Consider the following 18,014-nt stretch of genomic DNA (forward strand, 5'->3'; position numbering starts at 1 on the left):
ACAGCAAGTTGAAAATGGGGTTCAGTAATGATTTCGGTTGCCGGCTGGAAGGTCAGATCAATGAAACCTGTGTTCGTTCAGACTTTAATCGGTCGGTTTCTTAGTCGTTGTATTCCCGTTTTTTCTGGTTCTTCCTAGTCGGGATGCGGGATGGCTTTCATTGAGATTGTGTTAATTCTGGGGGGAATCTGATCACTATTTGTGTGAAATTGTCAGACGCGATTTGTTTACGTTGTACTATACGAGATGTAATATGTTTCAATATGAATACTTTACTGGCGTGCAGATGATTTTGATCTTTTTAAGAGAAATAGAGCCAAATGGTAGACATCGACAGCTCCTTTGTAGATTCCGAAGCTCCCAACAGTAATGCGATCAAGAATGGACGGGCGCTGGTTGCCAGGAACAGGTTCCCCATCCTTAATCAGAGTGAGGATGGCACGCTCATTTTTGGTGAGTGCCAGGGGAGTGGAAAGTCGAATTATCATTGCTCCTGCGATTTTATGCAGGAAGGGAAAGTGACCTATCGGTGTTCCTGTCCGAGCCGTCAATTTCCCTGTAAACACTGCATCGGCCTGATGTATGCGTTTACCGATGGTAAGACGTTTGCTGTGACGGATGTGCCGGAAGAGCTCGCCTCGAAACGCGAGAAGATGGAAAAGCGGATCGAGAAGAAAAAAGAGGTTTCCAATAAACCCAAGAAGGTGAATAAAGCTGCCCTGAAAAAAAAGATCAAGGCTCAACTGGATGGGTTGAACCTGCTGGAGAGTCTCACGCACGATCTGATTCGAACGGGTATGGGAAACACGAATGCAAAAACGGCCCGGCAGATCGAGAATCAGGCAAAGCAGTTGGGGAATGCGTATCTTCCGGGAGCACAGTCAGCACTGTTGAATTATACAAAGCTGTTTGTCGATGAGTCTGGCCATTTTGATTCTCAACTTGCACCGCAGCAGCGAGAGCGGGTTTATAGTGAAGCACTCGATCAACTGACGCGACTGAATGCGCTGATAAAGAGTGGTCGCTCTTATTTGCAGAACCGGTTGGACGATCCGGAACTGGCGCCGGAAACAGAATCGTCAATAGCCTCCTGGTTGGGACATGCCTGGCAGTTAAGTGAGTTGAAAACAGCCGGTCTAGTGGAAATGAATACGGAGTTGGTTCAGCTGGCGTTCCATTCTTACGATGACGTCGCCCGGCGGGAATATGTGGAGACCGGCATCTGGATGAATCTGGGGAGCGGAGCAGTTCAACTGACGCAGAATTACCGCCCTTATAAAGCGGCCAAATACATTAAGGAAGAGGATAGCTTTTTTCAGATCGCACAAATTCCCGAGCTCTGCATCTATCCGGGCGACATGAACCCGCGAATTCGCTGGGAAACATCAAGTTCGCGTCCGATTGCACCAGCCGACTTGAAGACCGTTCGCTCGCACGCACATCAAGACTATGGCAGTTTGATTAAGACTATCAAATCGCACCTGAAATCTCCGCTGGCGGACAAGTCGCCTGTGGTTGCGCTGAATTACGAGCGAATCGGGACGGTGGGAGAGGAACTGGTGATTGAAGACAAAGCCAGGACCAGGCTTGTCTTTACGGAAATGGGAATGTCAGAAGAGCCGGCGAGTTGCCATTTGCTCAAGCTGCTTCCCCGGGAGATGTTTCAGAAACAGACATTAATTGCCCGGTTTCACCAGGATTTAGATACACGTACCTTGAGAATCAAGCCTTTAAGTATTGTGACCGAAACCCAAATCTTTCGTTTGACGTTTTGATATCCCGTCTACACTCAGTGCCTGTCCGATTGATAAGTGAGAGAACCAATGAGTATTGCTGTGCTGAATCAGGTTTATGATGAAACCCGGCGTCTGGCGATTGCAGGAAGCAATCTGGCGGTTCAGGATTTTCGACTCAAAAAACTGATTTCCCCGTTGGAAAAGTCAGCCGAAAAGGCGCCTGTGTTCGGTCAGGTTGCCAAGGCGATTGAGAAACTGATCGGCGCCACTCAGAAAGAGTCTGCACAGGCCCTGCTCGATCTGGCATCGCTTGTCTCTGCCATTCTTTACACGCAAGGTCAAACCGTTCTGGAAGGGCCTTTAGAGGAAATCGAATCCTGCGAATTGGGAAATCAGTCGACACAGGTTTCAGCGCGGGTGATGAAGCCGCTCATCGAAGCATTGATGACGACCGGTTCCGGACGACTGGAAACGGTGCGCGACGCGTATCAGCAAGGAGCTTTTAACGACCTGCGGATTATTAATCTCGCGGTCAAAGCACTGGACGATGTTTATTCCGAACTGGCTGATTTTGTGGCTGAGAAAGTACTGCCCCAGTATGGCACCGCCATCGTCCCCTTGATCAAAGACAGTATCAACATCAAGGGACGGGGAGGCGACGTTCGGCGTTTAAAGGCGTTGCATCAGCAGGATCCGGGGCTGGCACGCCCTATTGTGCTGGATGCATTCGAAAATGGTTCCAAGGAAATGAAGATTGCGGCCCTGGCCTGCCTGGGGGATACGGATGAGGATCTGCCGCACTTGCACGAGCAGGCTAAATCGCGTTCGAAAGATGTCCGGCGGGTCGCATTTGAACGGCTAAGTCGTTTCACTGATGCAGCGACAGTCGCTCTTTTTACCAAGGCCCTTAACTCTGCGGATGTCGAACTGGTCGTTTCTCCCATCAGTCAGAACGAAAGCCCGCAACTGTTAAAACTGGTACATGACTCGATTGAGACGCAAAGTTCTGAATTTTTAACAGGCAAAGCCAAAACGAAACGAGGCAAAGAACTGCAGCAGCTTTCAACACTATTGACCGCACTGTATGGACGATCGGATATAAAAACACTGTCGATCGTCGAGTCTTTATTTGACCAGCGAGCTGAGTTGCTCAAGTTGAAAGGGACTCCCGTTTCTGGAAGCAATGTTCTGGAACATCTCACAGAGATTATGTTGAACAGCAAATCAAAAAAATTACGCAAGCGTTTGATAGAATCGCGGGATGAATTTCGTGGCAGAGATTTCTCAAACAGTTTTGTTGCCGCCGTCATGATCTGCAAGCCGGCTGAAGTTTATTCGCTGTTCTCGTCTTACTATCTCGTTAAGGGAAAGCCTAAAGGGATTGCAAAAGAAAGACAGGAGATCATTCAGAATACGTTTTCTTTCAACGCGGATACGTGGGATTATTATGCATCCACGATTAGTTATTACCGGTTTCCTACGATTAAAGAAGGATCTGGCTCGAAAGTAAAATGGGATCCGAAGTGGATTGCTGCCGCCGTTGAACAGGACGATTTGGAAAGTGTGACCGAGTTGGCAACCAGGAAAGACAAAGCCATCCATGCCTATCTCGAGAAAAAGTATGAACAGGAGTTAAAAGCCAGGCAGACGCACCATCATGATCTCTTGATGATTCTGGCGGCCATGATCGAGACCAAACACGGCAAGGCCGTCGATTACTGGATTCAAACCCTGCAGAAACATGCTTCGAAAGAGGGCTGGTATTATGTGTATTACCTTTCGAGCTTAATTCCCTTTTTCTCCTCTTCCGCTGTGAAGAAAATTGAAGCGATCATTCCCGAACTACCCGAAACGCTGGCCGATCAAATTCTGGAAAGGCTCATCACGTTGAAGACAAAGAAAAAGTAATCCCGTCTCAAGGCGACGTTCTACCTGAAATTCAACATCATTTATCAACTTAGGAAGCATTCATGGCAAAGAAAGCAGTCAAGAAAAGCACGTCCAAAGAAAATGGGCGGCAAGTACTCAGGCAACCCGCCGAAGTACTATATGCAGAAGAGATTTCTGAGTTGATTAAGAATGACAAGCACAGTAAGCCAACAGGCTGGCAGATGTCGCCCCGGAGCGTATTGACCTATATTTGTGGTGGTACAGCGGGGAAAAAAGAGATCACACCCAAATATGTCGGGAACCAGAGGCTTGTGGAAATCGCCATTTCCACGCTGGTGACGGACCGCGCACTGTTATTAATCGGGGAACCGGGAACGGCGAAAAGCTGGCTCAGTGAGCATCTGACCGCGGCCATTAACGGCGATTCCACGAAAGTGGTTCAGGGAACTGCCGGTACGACGGAAGAACAGATTCGTTATACGTGGAACTATGCCATGTTGATCGCAAATGGACCGAGCCATACTGCGCTGATTAAAAGCCCCGTGTTTCGTGCGATGGAACAAGGCGCCCTCGCGCGTTTCGAAGAAATTACCCGCTGTGCTTCTGAAGTGCAGGACGCGATGATTTCCCTGTTATCAGAAAAACGGATTTCTGTTCCAGAACTGGAGACGGAAATTGCTGCGGAAAAAGGGTTTTCTGTCATCGCGACCGCCAACACGCGCGATCGAGGCGTGAATGATATGTCAGCGGCGCTCAAGCGTCGTTTCAATCTGGTGGTTCTGCCGAGTCCATCTGATTTAGAAACGGAAATTGATATTGTCCGCGTGCGTGTGAATGAAATGGCAAGCAATCTGGATCTGCAATCTGAATTGCCGAGCGAAGATGCCGTAGAAAAAGTCTGTACGATCTTTCGTGAGCTGCGCGCCGGCGAGACATTGGACGGCAAAAATAAATTGAAATCCCCCTCGGGAGTCCTATCCACGGCCGAAGCGATTTCTTTACTGGCGAACAGCATGGCGCTTTCCGGCCATTTCGGGTCTGGGGCCTTGTCTGCCGAAGATATCGCAGCCGGACTTCAGGGGGCTATTGTGAAAGACGAGGAGAAAGACCATATCGTCTGGACCGAGTACCTGAAGAATGTCATGAAAAAACGGGGCGCTGAATGGCGTCCTTTATATAATGCCTGTGCGGAACATAATGCCTGAATCAACTCATACAACGATGGTTCCCGTATTCGGCGTGCGCCATTTGTCTCCGATGGGAGCCTGGCAGCTGCGTCGATTCCTTGATCAGATTCAGCCGGAAGTGGTTCTGATTGAAGGTCCGCATGATGCAGCAACCGTGCTGGCTGATATCACTCGGAAAGGAACCGTACTACCGATTGGAATTCTGGCCTATTCGAATTCGGTTCCAGTTCGCACGTTTGTTTATCCGTTGGCGCGCTACAGTCCGGAGTATCAGGCGATTCGCTGGGCAAAGGAAAACAAAAAGCATTGCGAATTTATTGATCTGCCGTCTGATGTCTTTCTTGGTTTGCAAGATCGTGAACTGAAACGAGTCCAGGCAGAGCTGGATCAGTTGGATGCCGACCAGTGTGAGGAACAGCCGGACTCCAGTGAGGAAAACGAACCGGCAGAAAACGTCATTCAACCCGTCGCAACCCGCCCTTCCCTCTATCAACGGCTCGCGGTCGTGGCCGGTGAAAGTCATTACGAGAATTACTGGGAGCGGAATTTTGAGCACAATACCACTCTCGATTCTTATCGGCAGTCATCATTCGCATTTGGTCAGCAGTTGCGTGAGTTGGATCACGACGAGTCCCAGCGCGCTGCTGAAAATCTGGTTCGTGAAGCGTTCATGCGCAGGCAGATTCAGGAAACCATTGCGAGAGGCGTGGACCCGCAGAAGATAGTGGCCATTGTAGGGGCCTATCATGCCCCGGTTCTGACTGCCGATCACCCGGCGATGACGGACGAGGAACTGGCAAGCCTGGATCGCCTGGAGAGCAAACTGACGTTAATGCCGTATTCGTATTTCCGGCTCTCTAGTCAATCGGGGTATGGCGCCGGTAATCAGGCACCCGCCTATTTTGAATTACTCTGGGATGCCTTGTGTGCCGGGGAACTAGATCAGTTGCCTGCCCGTTATCTATCGATGGTTGTGCGGCATCTGCGCGAGGGAGGAACGCATCGTTCGACCTCTGAAGTCATTGAAGCGGTTCGGCTCGCAAGAACACTTTCTGCTTTAAAAGAAGGGACCGCACCAGCGCTCTGTGATTTGCGGGATGCCGCGATTACTGTGATTGGCCAGGGAGAACGCACAGCGATTGCCGAATCGTTAGCCCGCATCGATGTGGGGACCGCAATCGGCAGCTTACCTGCGGGAGTCAGCCAGACTTCGATCCAGGAAGATTTTCAGCATCAGTTAGACCGCTTAAAACTGACCAGGTATCACACGGGAGTACGGCAGGAAATCGCCCTGGATTTACGTGAGAATCGGCGCGCGAAAAAAGAAGAGGCGGCTTATCTGGATCTGCACCGTTCCAGCTTTTTCCATCGGTTAAAGTTACTGGGGATTGGTTTCGGAACCGAGGTGGATGCAAGGCAACAATCGGCAACCTGGGCTGAGAAGTGGGAGGTACAATGGACGCCGGAATCTGAAATCTCCCTGGTGGAATCGGTGTTATTGGGAGAAACAATCGAGCTGGCCGCAGCATTTAAATTCAAAACGCTGCTGGAAGAATGCACGACAGTGCGTGGTGCATCGCATGCAGTGAAGATTGCCTGTCAGTGCGGCATGATGACTGCCATGGATCAGGCGCGCGAACGACTGCAGGAACTGGCCGCACAGACTTCTGATTTTGATGCGGTGGCGGAAGCGTCCTCTGAACTCTCCAGTGTCGTCAAGTTCGGAGATGTTCGTCGTTTTGACAGTGCCCCCCTGTTGCCCTTGATCGAAGTGTTGTTTGTGCAGGGATCGCTTTCGCTGTACTCGATCGCCAGTTGTGATAATGAAGCAGCTCGGAAATATGTGGTTGCCATGGATCAGTTGAATCGTGTTTCTTTGGAGTTTCATGAACTGGTCGATGTGGAGTTATGGGTGGCTGAATTGCAGAGACTCAGCGACAGTGATGATCGCAATCCTTTATTGAGCGGATATGCCTGTGCGATTCTGCTGGAGCTCGATGCGCTCGATAATGAAAAACTGGCACGAGAGGTCTCCCGCCGACTTTCGCCCGGTATTCCTGCCGATCTGGGCGCTGGCTGGTTTGAAGGGCTTTCTAAACGGAATCGCTATGCCCTTTTGGCGCGACAGACTTTATGGGAACAGCTGGCTGACTATGTGCAATCTCTGGATGAGGAACAGTTCAGCCGTGCGCTTGTGTTTCTGCGGCGTTCGTTTGGTGAATTCAGCCCTCAGGAAAAACGGGGAATCGCAGAAAATTTAGGCGAATACTGGGGTGTCAACGAAGAACTGGCGAGTGAAGTGCTGAACCAGCCAATGACGGAAGCGGAAGAAGAGTCCTTGAACGATTTAAATGATTTCGATTTTGATGAGTTTTAAATATGAGTAAGTCTATAAATGTTGATCAGCTTGGTCGCTGGCGGATGATTTTGGGAAAGCATTCTCAGGATCAATTGAGCAGTTATTGTAATGACGGTTTGCAATTAACATCGGATCAACAATTAATGGATGAGGCACTGGCCGCCATTTATGACGAAACGGAGGGCGCCTCGGGAGGCTCTCGTTCTGCAGGTCTGGAAAAGTCGTCTCCGCGTCTGGCAAAGTGGCTGGGAGATATACGGACTTATTTTACGGAAGATGTTGTGGCAGTGATCCAGCAGGATGCGATTGAGAAAAAAGGCATGGACCAGCTGTTGTTCGAACCAGAAATGCTGAAAAATGTTCAACCGAATGTCCAGTTGGTGGGGACATTAATGAGCCTCAGCGGCCAAATTCCCGAGCGAACCAAAGAAACAGCGCGGATGGTGGTGCGGGCCGTCGTCGACAAAATCAAAATGACACTCGAACAGAAAATTCGGCAAGCCGTGATCGGGGCACTCAATCGCAACGAACATTCCCCGATTCCGCACGTAAACAGCATCGACTGGAAATGGACGATCGGCCGGAATCTGAAAAATTATAATGCCGGCCTGAAACGAATTATTCCCGAACGCGTTTACTTTTATTCGCGTGCGCAGCGCACCAATAACTGGACGGTGATTGTCGACATGGATCAGAGTGGGTCAATGGCTGACTCTGTAGTTTACGGCGCGGTTGTTGGTTCGATTTTTGCGAGTCTACCGGCATTGAAAACCCACGTGGTGGCCTTCGATACGGAAGTCGTCGATTTGACAGAAAAGTGCGGCGATGATCCAGTCGATATGCTGTTCGGCGTTCAATTGGGCGGTGGGACCGATATTAATAAATCGGTGGCCTATTGTGAGCAGTTTATCAGTGAACCGGGAGAAACCTTATTCATCCTGCTGACCGATCTCTACGAAGGAGGCAATCAGGCACAATTGGTGCGGCGGATGCAGGAAATGGTTGCCTCGGGAGTGCGGGTTCTGTGTTTACTGGCGTTATCTGACAGTGGGATTCCCAGTTATGATGAAGGGTTAGCTCGTAAGCTCACGGCGTTAGGGATTCCCTGTTTCGGTTGCACACCTGGGAAGCTTCCTGAGTTGGTTGAAGGCGCCTTGCGAGGAAACGATCTTCAAAGCCTGGCGGACCGTGTGAAGAGCAATTCAAAAACACCTTCGTGAACGGTGAGACAGAGTCAGAGGGCTGCTTGAGATTTTTTAAATATCCAAGGAAATGCAGTGCTGACAGACGCCGGAGTGCTGCGATGAGCTCTCCGGCGTATCGCGAAAATGACGTTTTCCTCAGGAAATACTGCCGCAGAAGGCGAGAGAGAATTGGGAATTCTCTCGTGTCCCTTCTTGTGCAGCAGGCTCCTGTGTTACGGTCTGTTTGACCTGCTCGGGGCGGGAGATCTGAATCTCCCGGGGGGCCGCAATACCGATGCGGACGGTCCCTTTTCGAGTTTCCAGAATCGTGACTTGAACGTTGTCGCCAATTTGAATTGTTTCGTTGACTTTGCGGGATAAGACCAACATTTGAAGACTCCTTCTTGCAATGTGGATGGTGTGTGTGGAACAATCTTTTGGATCGCCGGTGTGGGGTGAAGTCATCTAATTCTGCAAGGGAACGATGAATTCGGTTGTTTAGCCAGCCACTGTAAAATGCGGGCTCAGAAACAAAGGCAACCAAAAAATACGATTGAACTAGTTGTGCAGCTCAATTCAGCAAAATATTGCTGTCGCGTATCTCAATTTTTTGAAAGGCTCGCTCCTCCAGCGGCGAGCATGCGGCCGGCTCCTGCCGGGCAAGTTGTTGATTGCTGGCGCGAAATTTACCTCCATCCGCGTTTTTTGGCAAGAGCAGTTTTTACTTTTTTACAAAATTTTTTTGAGCTAGGTCCCCTGCTCCTTTTGAGACAGGACTTTATCGTTAATCGACTTCATCCGGGCGAGGATTTTCTGGTGCAGTTGCTTACGGATTTTGATGACCTGGGGGTCTTTTGAGTTGATCAGATTGTTTGTTTCTGCAGGATCTTCAGTGAGGTGATAAAGTTCGTCTTGACTTGGGTTTAAGAAGTCTCGGATCAGCTTCCATTCCGGCGTGCGATACATCCGCATGTGGGTTTTTGACTGATGTTTGGTGCTGTATTCCGCGTAGAAATCATTGTCCCATTCGTTCTGCGATTCCTTTTTCAGTAAGGGAACGATGCTGCGACCCCGAATGGTCATATTAGCTGGCCGCGAAACCTGTGCCATTTCGAGCAGTGTCGGAAACCAGTCCAGATTGGAGACGGTTTGTTTGACGATCTGATTGGGCTGCGTCACGCCCGGCCAGAGGACCGCGGTGGGAATCTTGAGCGAATTGTCATACATATTAGGACGCTGCCCCGCGGGGATATTGGGAGTCGGTTTGGGATTTTTGTTAAGCACCCAGTGTCCGTTGCCTTTATGCCAGATTCCGTTATGTCCCATGTTATAGCCATGGTCGCTGGAGAAGATGATGACCGTGTTCTGATCCAGTTGCTTTTCTTTTAATTCTTGAAGCAGGCGTCCCACATTGCGGTCCACGCTGGCGACGCTGGCCAGGTATTCGCGTGTCATTTTCTTGACACGTTTCACATTCAAATCAGGATAGTCCGGGTTGGGAATTTGCGGATCGAGATTTTCAAACGGCGTCCAGTCTTCATCGGCGACCGGCAGCCAGCGGGCGTGCGGGGCTCTGAAGTGCAGCGACAGCATAAACGGCGTCCCCTGCTCTTTGTTGATAAATCGAATTGCATCATCCACCAGAATGTCCGGGAGCAGCCCTTTCAGTTTCGTGTCTTTGCCGTTCACTTCGAGTGTGGGATCTTTGGGCACGTTGCCTCCACTGCGGAAGCCCATGAAATAGTCATAGCCAAATTGCGTGGGATGATGCTTGTCGAGCAGGCCCAGATGCCATTTCCCAATCAGACCGGTGCGATAGCCGGCATCTTGCAGGAGTTTCATCCAGGTCACGGTATCAGGTTTTAAGCCATGCTTGGGTTCCGTACGGGGGTGAATCCAATCGGTGATTTCCAGTTCCGATCCGTAGCGGCTGGCGACCAGGCTGGCACGCGAGGGACTGCAGACCGGCGTTGTGGTGAAGGAATTGACCAGGTACGCACCTTCCTGAAAGATCCGATCGATGTGCGGCGTTTTCGCATGCGGGTGCCCGGACTTTCCTAATGCCCAGGGAGCCTGATCATCGGTGAAAATGAACAGGATATTCGGCTGGGAAGCCGCTTCCGTCTGAGTGGGTCCCAGACGGAAGAAAAACTGCAGTAAGACAAATGTGATCAGAAGGTAGCGCATGGGAATTGCCTCAAGGATTGTTTAGAATTCGAATCAGTTCAGGCCTCCAGCTTGTCATCTGATAAGGGACGCGTCAAGTGTTCTCGTTTTCTGCGGGGAAGAATGCGAATCCGGGTGTTCTTTTTTGCATTCTGTGGCGGAAGAAAATACAATAAGGACTACGAAGTGCGCTTTCCTCTTTTTCCTTCCAGTGGGATCTCTTCAAATGGTCAAACCTCAAAATCAGTTTGTGCAATACAAACGCCGGTATGGATTCTCGATATGGTCTGGCTTGATTGTGCTCTGTTTGATTCCGATGACCATTGCGGCGGAAGCTGATTCGGACCAGCCGATTGTCGCGAAGCGTCCAGTTGTCAGTCAGCCTGATTCGAATCATATTCTGACGGTGGAAGAGTTAGCCGAGAAAGCCAAAGAATCGGTGGCCTCCGTCTCCTTTGCGGGGCGAGATGGACGGCAGGCCGGTTTGGGAACCGGTTTTGTCATTTCCGCAGATGGTTTGATCGCCACGAACCTGCATGTGATTGGGGAAGCACGGCCGATTACGGTACAGCTTTCCGATGGCGAGAAATATGACGTCAAAGAAGTGTATGCGACGGATCGGCAGATGGATCTGGCAGTGTTAAGAATCAACGCCAAAGATTTAACGCCTCTGCCTCTGGCAGAGCCTGATACGTTAAAACAAGGGGCGGATATTGTTGTGCTTGGAAATCCGCAAGGTCTGCGCTACAGTGTGGTCAAAGGGGTGAATTCAGGAACGCGGGAGATCGATGGTAAGCCGATGATCCAACTGGCGATTCCCATTGAACCGGGTAATAGTGGCGGCCCCGTGCTGGATTCTCTGGGACGCGTTCAGGGAATTGTGACATTGAAATCCGCGGTCACCAGGAACCTGGGTTATGCCGTCAATATCAGTGCCCTGAAGCAACTGTTGGACAAACCGAATCCTGTGCCCATCAATCGCTGGCTCACGATCGGGACACTGGATGAGCGGCTCTGGAAGCCGTTGTTCGGTTCGCGCTGGCGACAGCGAGCGGGCCGAATCATGGTGGATGGCTTTGGTTCCGGTCTGGGCAGCCGTTCGTTATGCGTTTCTCAGGAAGCACTGCCGAAGTTGCCTTATGAAATCGCGGTCGAGGTCAAGCTGGATGATGAAGCCGGGGCCGCTGGTCTGATTTTTTATTCCGATGAAAACACGAAGCATTACGGTTTTTATCCCAGCAATAAAAGTTTACGCATCAGCCGGTTTGACGGGCCGGATGTGTTTTTGTGGCGTGTACTGGAAGAGAAGAAAAGCAATTTCTATCGGGATGGCGAGTGGAACCAGTTGAAGGTCCGTCTCGAAGCCGATCGCATTTTATGTTTCGTTAATGATGAGCAGGTTTTTGAGGTGAAGGACCAACGTTATACCCAAGGCAAAGTGGGGCTGGCGAAATTTCGCAATACGGTCGCCTCCTTTCGGGGATTTCAGGTGGCGTCAGAAATTGCCCCCTATCGGCCTTCCAAAGAAACCGCACAGAAAATTCTGGATCTGACCGAAGACCTGCGGGTAGATCGGCCGCCGAAGGAAGCGTTGATTGAAGAAGTCGTCAAAGAGACGGATCAAAAACGGGCGCAACAGGCATTGCAGGAACGGGCACGATTACTCAAAAAACAGGCGGAACGTCTGCAGCAGCTGGCGCAGTCGATTCATGAGCGTGCAGTGCGGGATGAACTGCGGGCATTGTTTACCGATAAGAAAGAAGCAGACATCGATTTGTTATCTGCGGCCCTGCTGGTGGCACGACTGGATAATTCGGAAGTCGAAGTAAAGGTCTATCTGGATCAGGTCTCCAGCATGGTGAATGAGATCCAGAAGACGCTGCCGGCGGATGCGAATGCGAAAGTAAAGCTTAAGGCATTGAATCAATATCTGTTTCATGAAACCGGTTTTCATGGCAGCCGCACCAATTATTACAGTCGCTCCAACAGTTATATAAATGAGACGATCGAAGATCGAGAAGGGCTGCCGATAACTCTGGCAATTCTGTATATGGAACTGGGACGCCGCCTGGGACTGGATATCGAGGGCGTTGGTCTGCCCGGCCATTTTGTCGTTCGCGTGAACTCGACCGCCGAGAAAGGCCAGTTGGTTGATGTGTTTGAAAGTGGCGCGACGTTAAGCGATGAAGCCGCCAAGGTCATGATTGTCTCTGCCAACAGCGGCCGGTTTGATGAATCGTTTCTGGAAGCACAGCCGAAGCGGGAAATTATCAAACGCATGCTGCGGAATCTGTTGAATCTGGCGCGGGACAGTGAAGATGTGCAGGCGATGTTGCGCTATGTGGAGACGATGATTGCCATTGATGACGAGTTGCTGCAGGAACGCTGGTTGCGGGCGGTGCTGCGTTATCAAACCGGGCGGATCTCGGAAGCGATGGCGGACGCCGACTATCTGCTGGAAAAATCTCCCGAGGGCTTTGACCTGCGTCGGATTCATGAGTTCCGAAATTATCTGGAGACGGTCAAACAGTCGGAATAGAGTATGTTGTTCTGGCGGTTTCAAATTGAAGGTGGAGACGTCGCATGAATTTGGTGAAGCAGTTTCTGATCTTGTCGGCTTTGATGGTCAATGTGACCATCTCGATGGGAGCACACCCCTACTCTGCGCCCGGCGTTACCAGTCTGACCAATCCCCGTGTGAAGTATAAGCTGACAGACCAACATGCGGTTGTTTTAAAACGAGGTAAAGTGACCGCAATCATTGTGGATAACGCGGCCATTAATACCGGGCAGCTTCCCGGTCATCGTGCCGGTTATAATGGAGTCGCGTCGCTGAAATACGAGGGGCAGACTGAGAATCTGTTTGTACCCGCGGTCGCGGGTCTGAATTTCGAACACATTCACGATGGCACACCCGCGCTGAAGGAAAAATTCGAACCCCGCAAACATCCGATGCAATTGCGGATTATATCTGACGACACGGTCGAACTGTATCAGTCGCCGACGCCAAACTGGAAACTGGAAAGTTGTGGTCGTTATCAGTTACTGGATGACGGCACGATTGAATATACGTTTGAATGCATACCGCGTGCGGCTCTGTTCAAAAAGGGTTATATAGGTCTGTTTTGGGCCAGCTACATGCAGGCACCGGAAGATCGCCGGATTTATTTTTACGGAAAAGCAAAGTCGGCTTTGAATCATGGTGAATCTTTAATTGCCGCCCGAACACCCGCGCATGGAGTTGACAGCACGCATCCTCCTGATAATGCCACGTTTTTCCCGAATGTGTCGGCTGAATTTCCACTGACTCTGGTGAACCATCCTTCGCGGTATGTCTATTCACAGCCATGGTTCTATGGTATTCGTCAGAAATATTCCTATACTCAGATGTTTCGTAAGCGTGATCAGATCTGGTTTGCCCAGTCTCCTACGGGAGGCGGCAAGCAGAATCCCGCCTGGGATTTTCAGTGGTTTATTCCCAATTATAAAGTGGGTGAGGCTTACGGCTTTGTCATGCGGGCACATTATGCGCCCTGGACCGATCACGGCACATTGCAGCATTCCATTCAAACACAGTTATCTGCTTTGGCACAAAAATAATTTCGACAACATCTTCCCGGAATGAGCTGATTTCAGGATCGAAATCAGCTTTGTTGTCCAAGCATGGATTGATTTTAACAATGAGAAAAATTGGCTCGCTCGAATCCGAGCAGCAGGCAAGGCATTTAGCGGATTATCTGTTGGCGCAGGGAGTCGACATCAATGTAGAGTCGTCCGGCGATCAATGGACGATCTGGGTGTTAGATGAAGATCAGGTCGAACAGTCCAAAGCGGAACTCGCCGAGTTTTCCAGGAATCCAGAAGCCGAAAAATATCTGAGTGCACGGCTGCAGGCGAATGCGATTCGAGATGAGCGAATCAAAAAAGTACGCGAGGACGTCAAAAACCGGGTTGATGTGCGCGAGACCTGGAATCGGCCCTTTACCAGTCGTTGCCCGGTCACCTCTTTGCTGATCGGCGTGAGTGTGGTTGTGTTTTTATTCATGCAGTCAAATGAATATGAAAACCAGGTCAGGCAGGCCTTGAGTATCTGCACCTTCAAAACATCAGGCAACATGATCAGCTACGATACCCGTCTGGTTGATGTACGCGATGGGGAAGTCTGGAGACTGATCACTCCGATCTTTATTCATTTTGGCGTGTTTCACATATTGTTTAACTCAATCATGACCTATCAGCTGGGGGGCGCGATTGAAATGAATCGCGGCAGTACCCGGCTGGCGCTGTTAGTGTTATTGACGGCCGTTCCCTCTAATCTCGCACAGTTTTACTGGTCTGGTCCCGGCTTTGGTGGTTTATCAGGGGTGGTGTATGGCATGTTTGGTTATATGTGGATGAAGAGCCAGTTTGATCCGAGATCGAATTTTTATATTCCACCCAATATGGTGTTTATTCTGATCGGCTGGTTTTTTCTGTGCATGACCGGCCTGGTCGGGAATGTTGCTAATCTGGCGCATGGATTCGGATTGGGAACAGGTATGGTGATCGGCATCGGAGCGTCGTTTTTAAAGCAAGCCGGCAAATCAAGGTGAACTGAGCGATTTCTGACAGACGGTGATTGTTGACGTTTACAGAATCGCCTATAATTCCCACAGAAGTCGACAGAGACGATTAAGTTAAGGACCATCAATATTGCTGACCCTCTCAAGTGGAGCGAGATTTCGGATGATGAATCGACAAAAATGGAGTTTAATCGCAGGGGTATTTTTAGTAATGAGCTTTGCTTCCCACACCTCTCTTTCAGCAGCGGGGGATCCTGCTCCTCCTGAAAAAATCAGAACGGTAGAAGGCATTACCGAGTATTCATTGGAAAACGGCATGAAAGTGCTGCTGTTTCCCGATGCTTCCAGTCCCAAGGTGACCGTCAATTTGACACTTCTGGTCGGGTCCCGTCATGAAGGATATGGCGAGACCGGCATGGCGCACCTTCTGGAGCACATGTTGTTCAAAGGAACGCCTACGCATCAGAATATTCCCAAGGACCTGCAGTCCCGCGGTGCCCAGTTTAACGGGACCACCTGGTATGACCGTACAAACTATTACGAAACATTGCCCGCTAGCGAGGACAATCTGGAGTTCGCGCTGAAGATGGAAGCCGACCGCATGATGAACAGTTACGTCAAGGCGGAAGATCTGGCTTCCGAAATGACCGTCGTGCGAAACGAATTTGAACGCGGCGAAAACAGTCCTTCACGAATGTTGATGCAGAAAGTGATGGCATCTGCCTTCGAATGGCACAATTACGGGAAATCGACCATTGGTAACCGGGCTGATATCGAGCGGGTTCCCGTCGATCGACTAAAAAAGTTTTACAAGAAATATTATCAGCCGGATAATGCCGTGCTGATTGTGGCGGGAAAATTCGATCAGGCCGAAGCATTGAAGCTGATCAACCAATATTTCGGCACGATCCCCCGCCCCGAGCGAAAACTGGACAAAACTTATACGGAAGAGCCCGCCCAGGAAGGCGAGCGTATCCTCACTCTGCGCCGAATTGGTGAAGTTCCTTCGGTCGGCGTGGTGTATCACATTCCGGCAGCCGCCCATAAAGATATGGCGGCTTTGGATGTGCTGGAATCAACGCTGACCGATGATCCATCCGGCGTTCTCTATCAGGCACTGGTGAAAACCAAGAAAGCCTCAAGTGTTTCGGGGTCGATCTTCGCATTACACGATCCGGGTGTATTACGCCTGATGGTGGAAATCGTCAAAGGCAACGATCCGCAGGTTATTCTGGGGATTCTGTTTGATACGCTGCAAGAAGTCCGCGATAAAGGGATCTCCGCTGAGAATGTGGCGCGTGCCAAAGAAAAACTGCTCAAACAATACGAACAGGCTGAGAATAACAGTTCCCGTCTGGCAGTCGAGTTGTCTGAATGGGTGGCGATGGGAGACTGGCGGCTGCGGTTCCTGTATCGGGATGCACTGGAAAAAGTCACTCCCGAAGACGTCAAACGCGTGGCAGACGAATATCTGAGAGCAAACAACCGGACGGTTGGAATCTTCGAACCGGTTAAGGAAAGCCAGAAAGTGGCAATTCCACAAGTTGCCGACATCGAGAAAATGATTGGCGACTACAAGGGGCGTGAAGGCGTAGCGATGGGAGAAGACTTTGATGTGTCTCCCGAGAACATTGACAAACGCACGACCGTCAAAACCTTGCCGGGCGGCGTTAAAGTCGCTTTACTTGCGAAGAAAACTCGCGGCGAAGAAGTGAATCTGAGAATGACCCTGCGATATGGTAGTCTGGAAAACCTGCAAGGCAAACGGACTGCCTGCGAATTTCTACCTGTGATCATGAAGCGGGGAACGAAAAATAAAACCCGCCAGGAAATTGAAGACGAACTGAATAAGCTGCGTGCGCAATTAAGTCTTTCCGGATCGGCTGGTGAAGTTAATGTGGGCATCAAAACCCGCAAAGAGAGTCTGGGGAAAGTACTGGAAATCCTTAAAGAGATTCTCCGCGAGCCAACTCTGCCCGCATCAGAGCTGGAACTTTTGAAGACTCAGCAAATTGCGATGCTGGAGAAACAGAAAACCGATCCGCAGTCGCGGGCGATTCTGTCAGTACGGCGTCAGCTCAGGCCATACAGTGAGCAAGATCCGCGTTACGTGCCTGATATTGATCAGGAAATTGCGCGCGTCAAATCACTTTCGCAAAGTGATCTACAGTCGTTATACGAGAATTATCTCGGTGCGTCCGTTGGTGAAATTGCGGTTGTCGGCGATTTTTCTGAAGAGGAAGTCTATTCACAACTGGGGTCTGTTCTGGAAAACTGGAAATCGGAAGCCGCCTATGCTCATATCCCGGCAGAAGCACACGACATTCCTGGAAAGCTGACAGAAATCATCATTCCCGATAAAGCAAATGCCTTCTATTTTGGCGGTCTGACTTTTCCGATGAACAGCACGTCTCCCGACTATCCGGATCTGATTGTCGCTGGTTCGGTACTCGGTTCGAGTGGACTCTCTTCTCGACTGGGTGACCGGGTGCGACAGAAAGAAGGACTCGCTTACGGCGTGGGTGCATTCATTCATGCTGACACGATTGATATGCGAGGCTCGATTTCCCTTTATGCCAGCTGTAACCCCGACAACATGGAGAAAGTTGAAACCGCCATCAAAGAAGAGTTGGCACTGTTGATCTCCAAAGGGATTACGAAAGAAGAGTTGGCGAATGCCCAGAAAGGATATCTGGAGAAGCAGGAAGTTTCGCGGACCAGCGATGCTTCACTGGCGTCAATTCTGACTACGAATCTGTTCGCCGATCGGAATATGACCTATTACTCAGAGCTGGAACAGAAAATCAATGCGGTGACTGCTGACGCGGCGCAACAGGCGTTTGCCAAGTACATTCACCCGGAAAATCTGATTATTGTTGTTTCCGGCAGTTTGAAGAGCCAAGAGTAAGCTGGTTTGTTCCAGTGAAATG

11 protein-coding genes are annotated in these 18,014 nt (G+C 50.2%); 9 read left to right on the forward strand and 2 right to left on the reverse strand.

Annotated features, from left to right (window positions below):
* Positions 1–320: 320 nt before the first annotated feature.
* From Enr17x_RS13475 to Enr17x_RS13495, 5 genes are all read left to right on the forward strand, one after another.
* Entirely contained in the window at positions 321–1,775 is a 1,455-nt protein-coding gene (locus Enr17x_RS13475; protein WP_145309512.1) for an SWIM zinc finger family protein, read from the forward strand.
* 48 nt (positions 1,776–1,823) lie between these two features.
* Positions 1,824–3,644, forward strand: a complete 1,821-nt coding sequence (locus Enr17x_RS13480; RefSeq protein WP_145309514.1) for a DUF5691 domain-containing protein — start codon at positions 1,824–1,826, stop codon at positions 3,642–3,644.
* A gap of 62 nt (positions 3,645–3,706) precedes the next feature.
* Entirely contained in the window at positions 3,707–4,831 is a 1,125-nt protein-coding gene (locus Enr17x_RS13485) for an ATP-binding protein (protein ID WP_145309516.1), read from the forward strand.
* Positions 4,824–7,190, forward strand: coding sequence for a DUF5682 family protein (locus tag Enr17x_RS13490; protein WP_198001141.1), 2,367 nt, complete (start codon positions 4,824–4,826; stop codon positions 7,188–7,190). Before Enr17x_RS13485 ends, Enr17x_RS13490 begins: the two co-directional genes overlap by 8 nt.
* Positions 7,191–7,192: 2 nt before the next feature.
* On the forward strand, positions 7,193–8,392 hold the full coding sequence (locus tag Enr17x_RS13495) for a VWA domain-containing protein (RefSeq protein ID WP_145309518.1): 1,200 nt from the start codon (positions 7,193–7,195) through the stop codon (positions 8,390–8,392).
* A gap of 120 nt (positions 8,393–8,512) precedes the next feature.
* On the opposite strand, the gene csrA is transcribed toward Enr17x_RS13495, so the two are convergent.
* Both csrA and Enr17x_RS13505 read right to left on the reverse strand, forming a co-directional pair.
* Positions 8,513–8,746, reverse strand: a complete 234-nt coding sequence (gene csrA / locus Enr17x_RS13500; RefSeq protein WP_145309520.1) for a carbon storage regulator CsrA — start codon at positions 8,744–8,746, stop codon at positions 8,513–8,515.
* A 357-nt stretch (positions 8,747–9,103) separates the two neighbouring features.
* Entirely contained in the window at positions 9,104–10,543 is a 1,440-nt protein-coding gene (locus tag Enr17x_RS13505; protein ID WP_145309522.1) for a sulfatase family protein, read from the reverse strand.
* 205 nt (positions 10,544–10,748) lie between these two features.
* Between Enr17x_RS13505 and Enr17x_RS13510 the strand changes: the two genes are divergently transcribed.
* The 4 genes from Enr17x_RS13510 to Enr17x_RS13525 all read left to right on the forward strand — a co-directional run bounded on the left by Enr17x_RS13510 (position 10,749) and on the right by Enr17x_RS13525 (position 17,992).
* Positions 10,749–13,061 carry a transglutaminase family protein gene (locus Enr17x_RS13510; protein ID WP_145309524.1) on the forward strand — a complete coding sequence of 771 codons (2,313 nt, stop codon included), beginning with the start codon at positions 10,749–10,751 and terminating at the stop codon, positions 13,059–13,061.
* A gap of 44 nt (positions 13,062–13,105) precedes the next feature.
* On the forward strand, positions 13,106–14,122 hold the full coding sequence (locus Enr17x_RS13515) for a hypothetical protein (RefSeq protein WP_145309527.1): 1,017 nt from the start codon (positions 13,106–13,108) through the stop codon (positions 14,120–14,122).
* 80 nt (positions 14,123–14,202) lie between these two features.
* Positions 14,203–15,114 (forward strand): rhomboid family intramembrane serine protease, encoded by a 912-nt coding sequence (locus Enr17x_RS13520; RefSeq protein WP_145309529.1) that lies wholly within the window; start codon positions 14,203–14,205, stop codon positions 15,112–15,114.
* Positions 15,115–15,295: 181 nt separating this feature from the next.
* Entirely contained in the window at positions 15,296–17,992 is a 2,697-nt protein-coding gene (locus tag Enr17x_RS13525; RefSeq protein WP_145309531.1) for a M16 family metallopeptidase, read from the forward strand.
* Positions 17,993–18,014 lie beyond the last annotated feature (22 nt).

This window comes from Gimesia fumaroli (assembly GCF_007754425.1).
Taxonomy (GTDB): domain Bacteria; phylum Planctomycetota; class Planctomycetia; order Planctomycetales; family Planctomycetaceae; genus Gimesia; species Gimesia fumaroli.

Excerpts from the sequence above, each read along its gene's own strand:
- Enr17x_RS13475 (WP_145309512.1), top strand. The coding sequence starts at position 321 with ATGGTAGACATCGACAGCTCCTTTGTAGATTCCGAAGCTCCCAACAGT.
- Enr17x_RS13480 (WP_145309514.1), top strand. The coding sequence starts at position 1,824 with ATGAGTATTGCTGTGCTGAATCAGGTTTATGATGAAACCCGGCGTCTG.
- Enr17x_RS13485 (WP_145309516.1), top strand. The coding sequence starts at position 3,707 with ATGGCAAAGAAAGCAGTCAAGAAAAGCACGTCCAAAGAAAATGGGCGG.
- Enr17x_RS13490 (WP_198001141.1), top strand. The coding sequence starts at position 4,824 with ATGCCTGAATCAACTCATACAACGATGGTTCCCGTATTCGGCGTGCGC.
- Enr17x_RS13495 (WP_145309518.1), top strand. The coding sequence starts at position 7,193 with ATGAGTAAGTCTATAAATGTTGATCAGCTTGGTCGCTGGCGGATGATT.
- csrA (WP_145309520.1), bottom strand. The coding sequence starts at position 8,746 with ATGTTGGTCTTATCCCGCAAAGTCAACGAAACAATTCAAATTGGCGAC.
- Enr17x_RS13505 (WP_145309522.1), bottom strand. The coding sequence starts at position 10,543 with ATGCGCTACCTTCTGATCACATTTGTCTTACTGCAGTTTTTCTTCCGT.
- Enr17x_RS13510 (WP_145309524.1), top strand. The coding sequence starts at position 10,749 with ATGGTCAAACCTCAAAATCAGTTTGTGCAATACAAACGCCGGTATGGA.
- Enr17x_RS13515 (WP_145309527.1), top strand. The coding sequence starts at position 13,106 with ATGAATTTGGTGAAGCAGTTTCTGATCTTGTCGGCTTTGATGGTCAAT.
- Enr17x_RS13520 (WP_145309529.1), top strand. The coding sequence starts at position 14,203 with ATGAGAAAAATTGGCTCGCTCGAATCCGAGCAGCAGGCAAGGCATTTA.
- Enr17x_RS13525 (WP_145309531.1), top strand. The coding sequence starts at position 15,296 with ATGAGCTTTGCTTCCCACACCTCTCTTTCAGCAGCGGGGGATCCTGCT.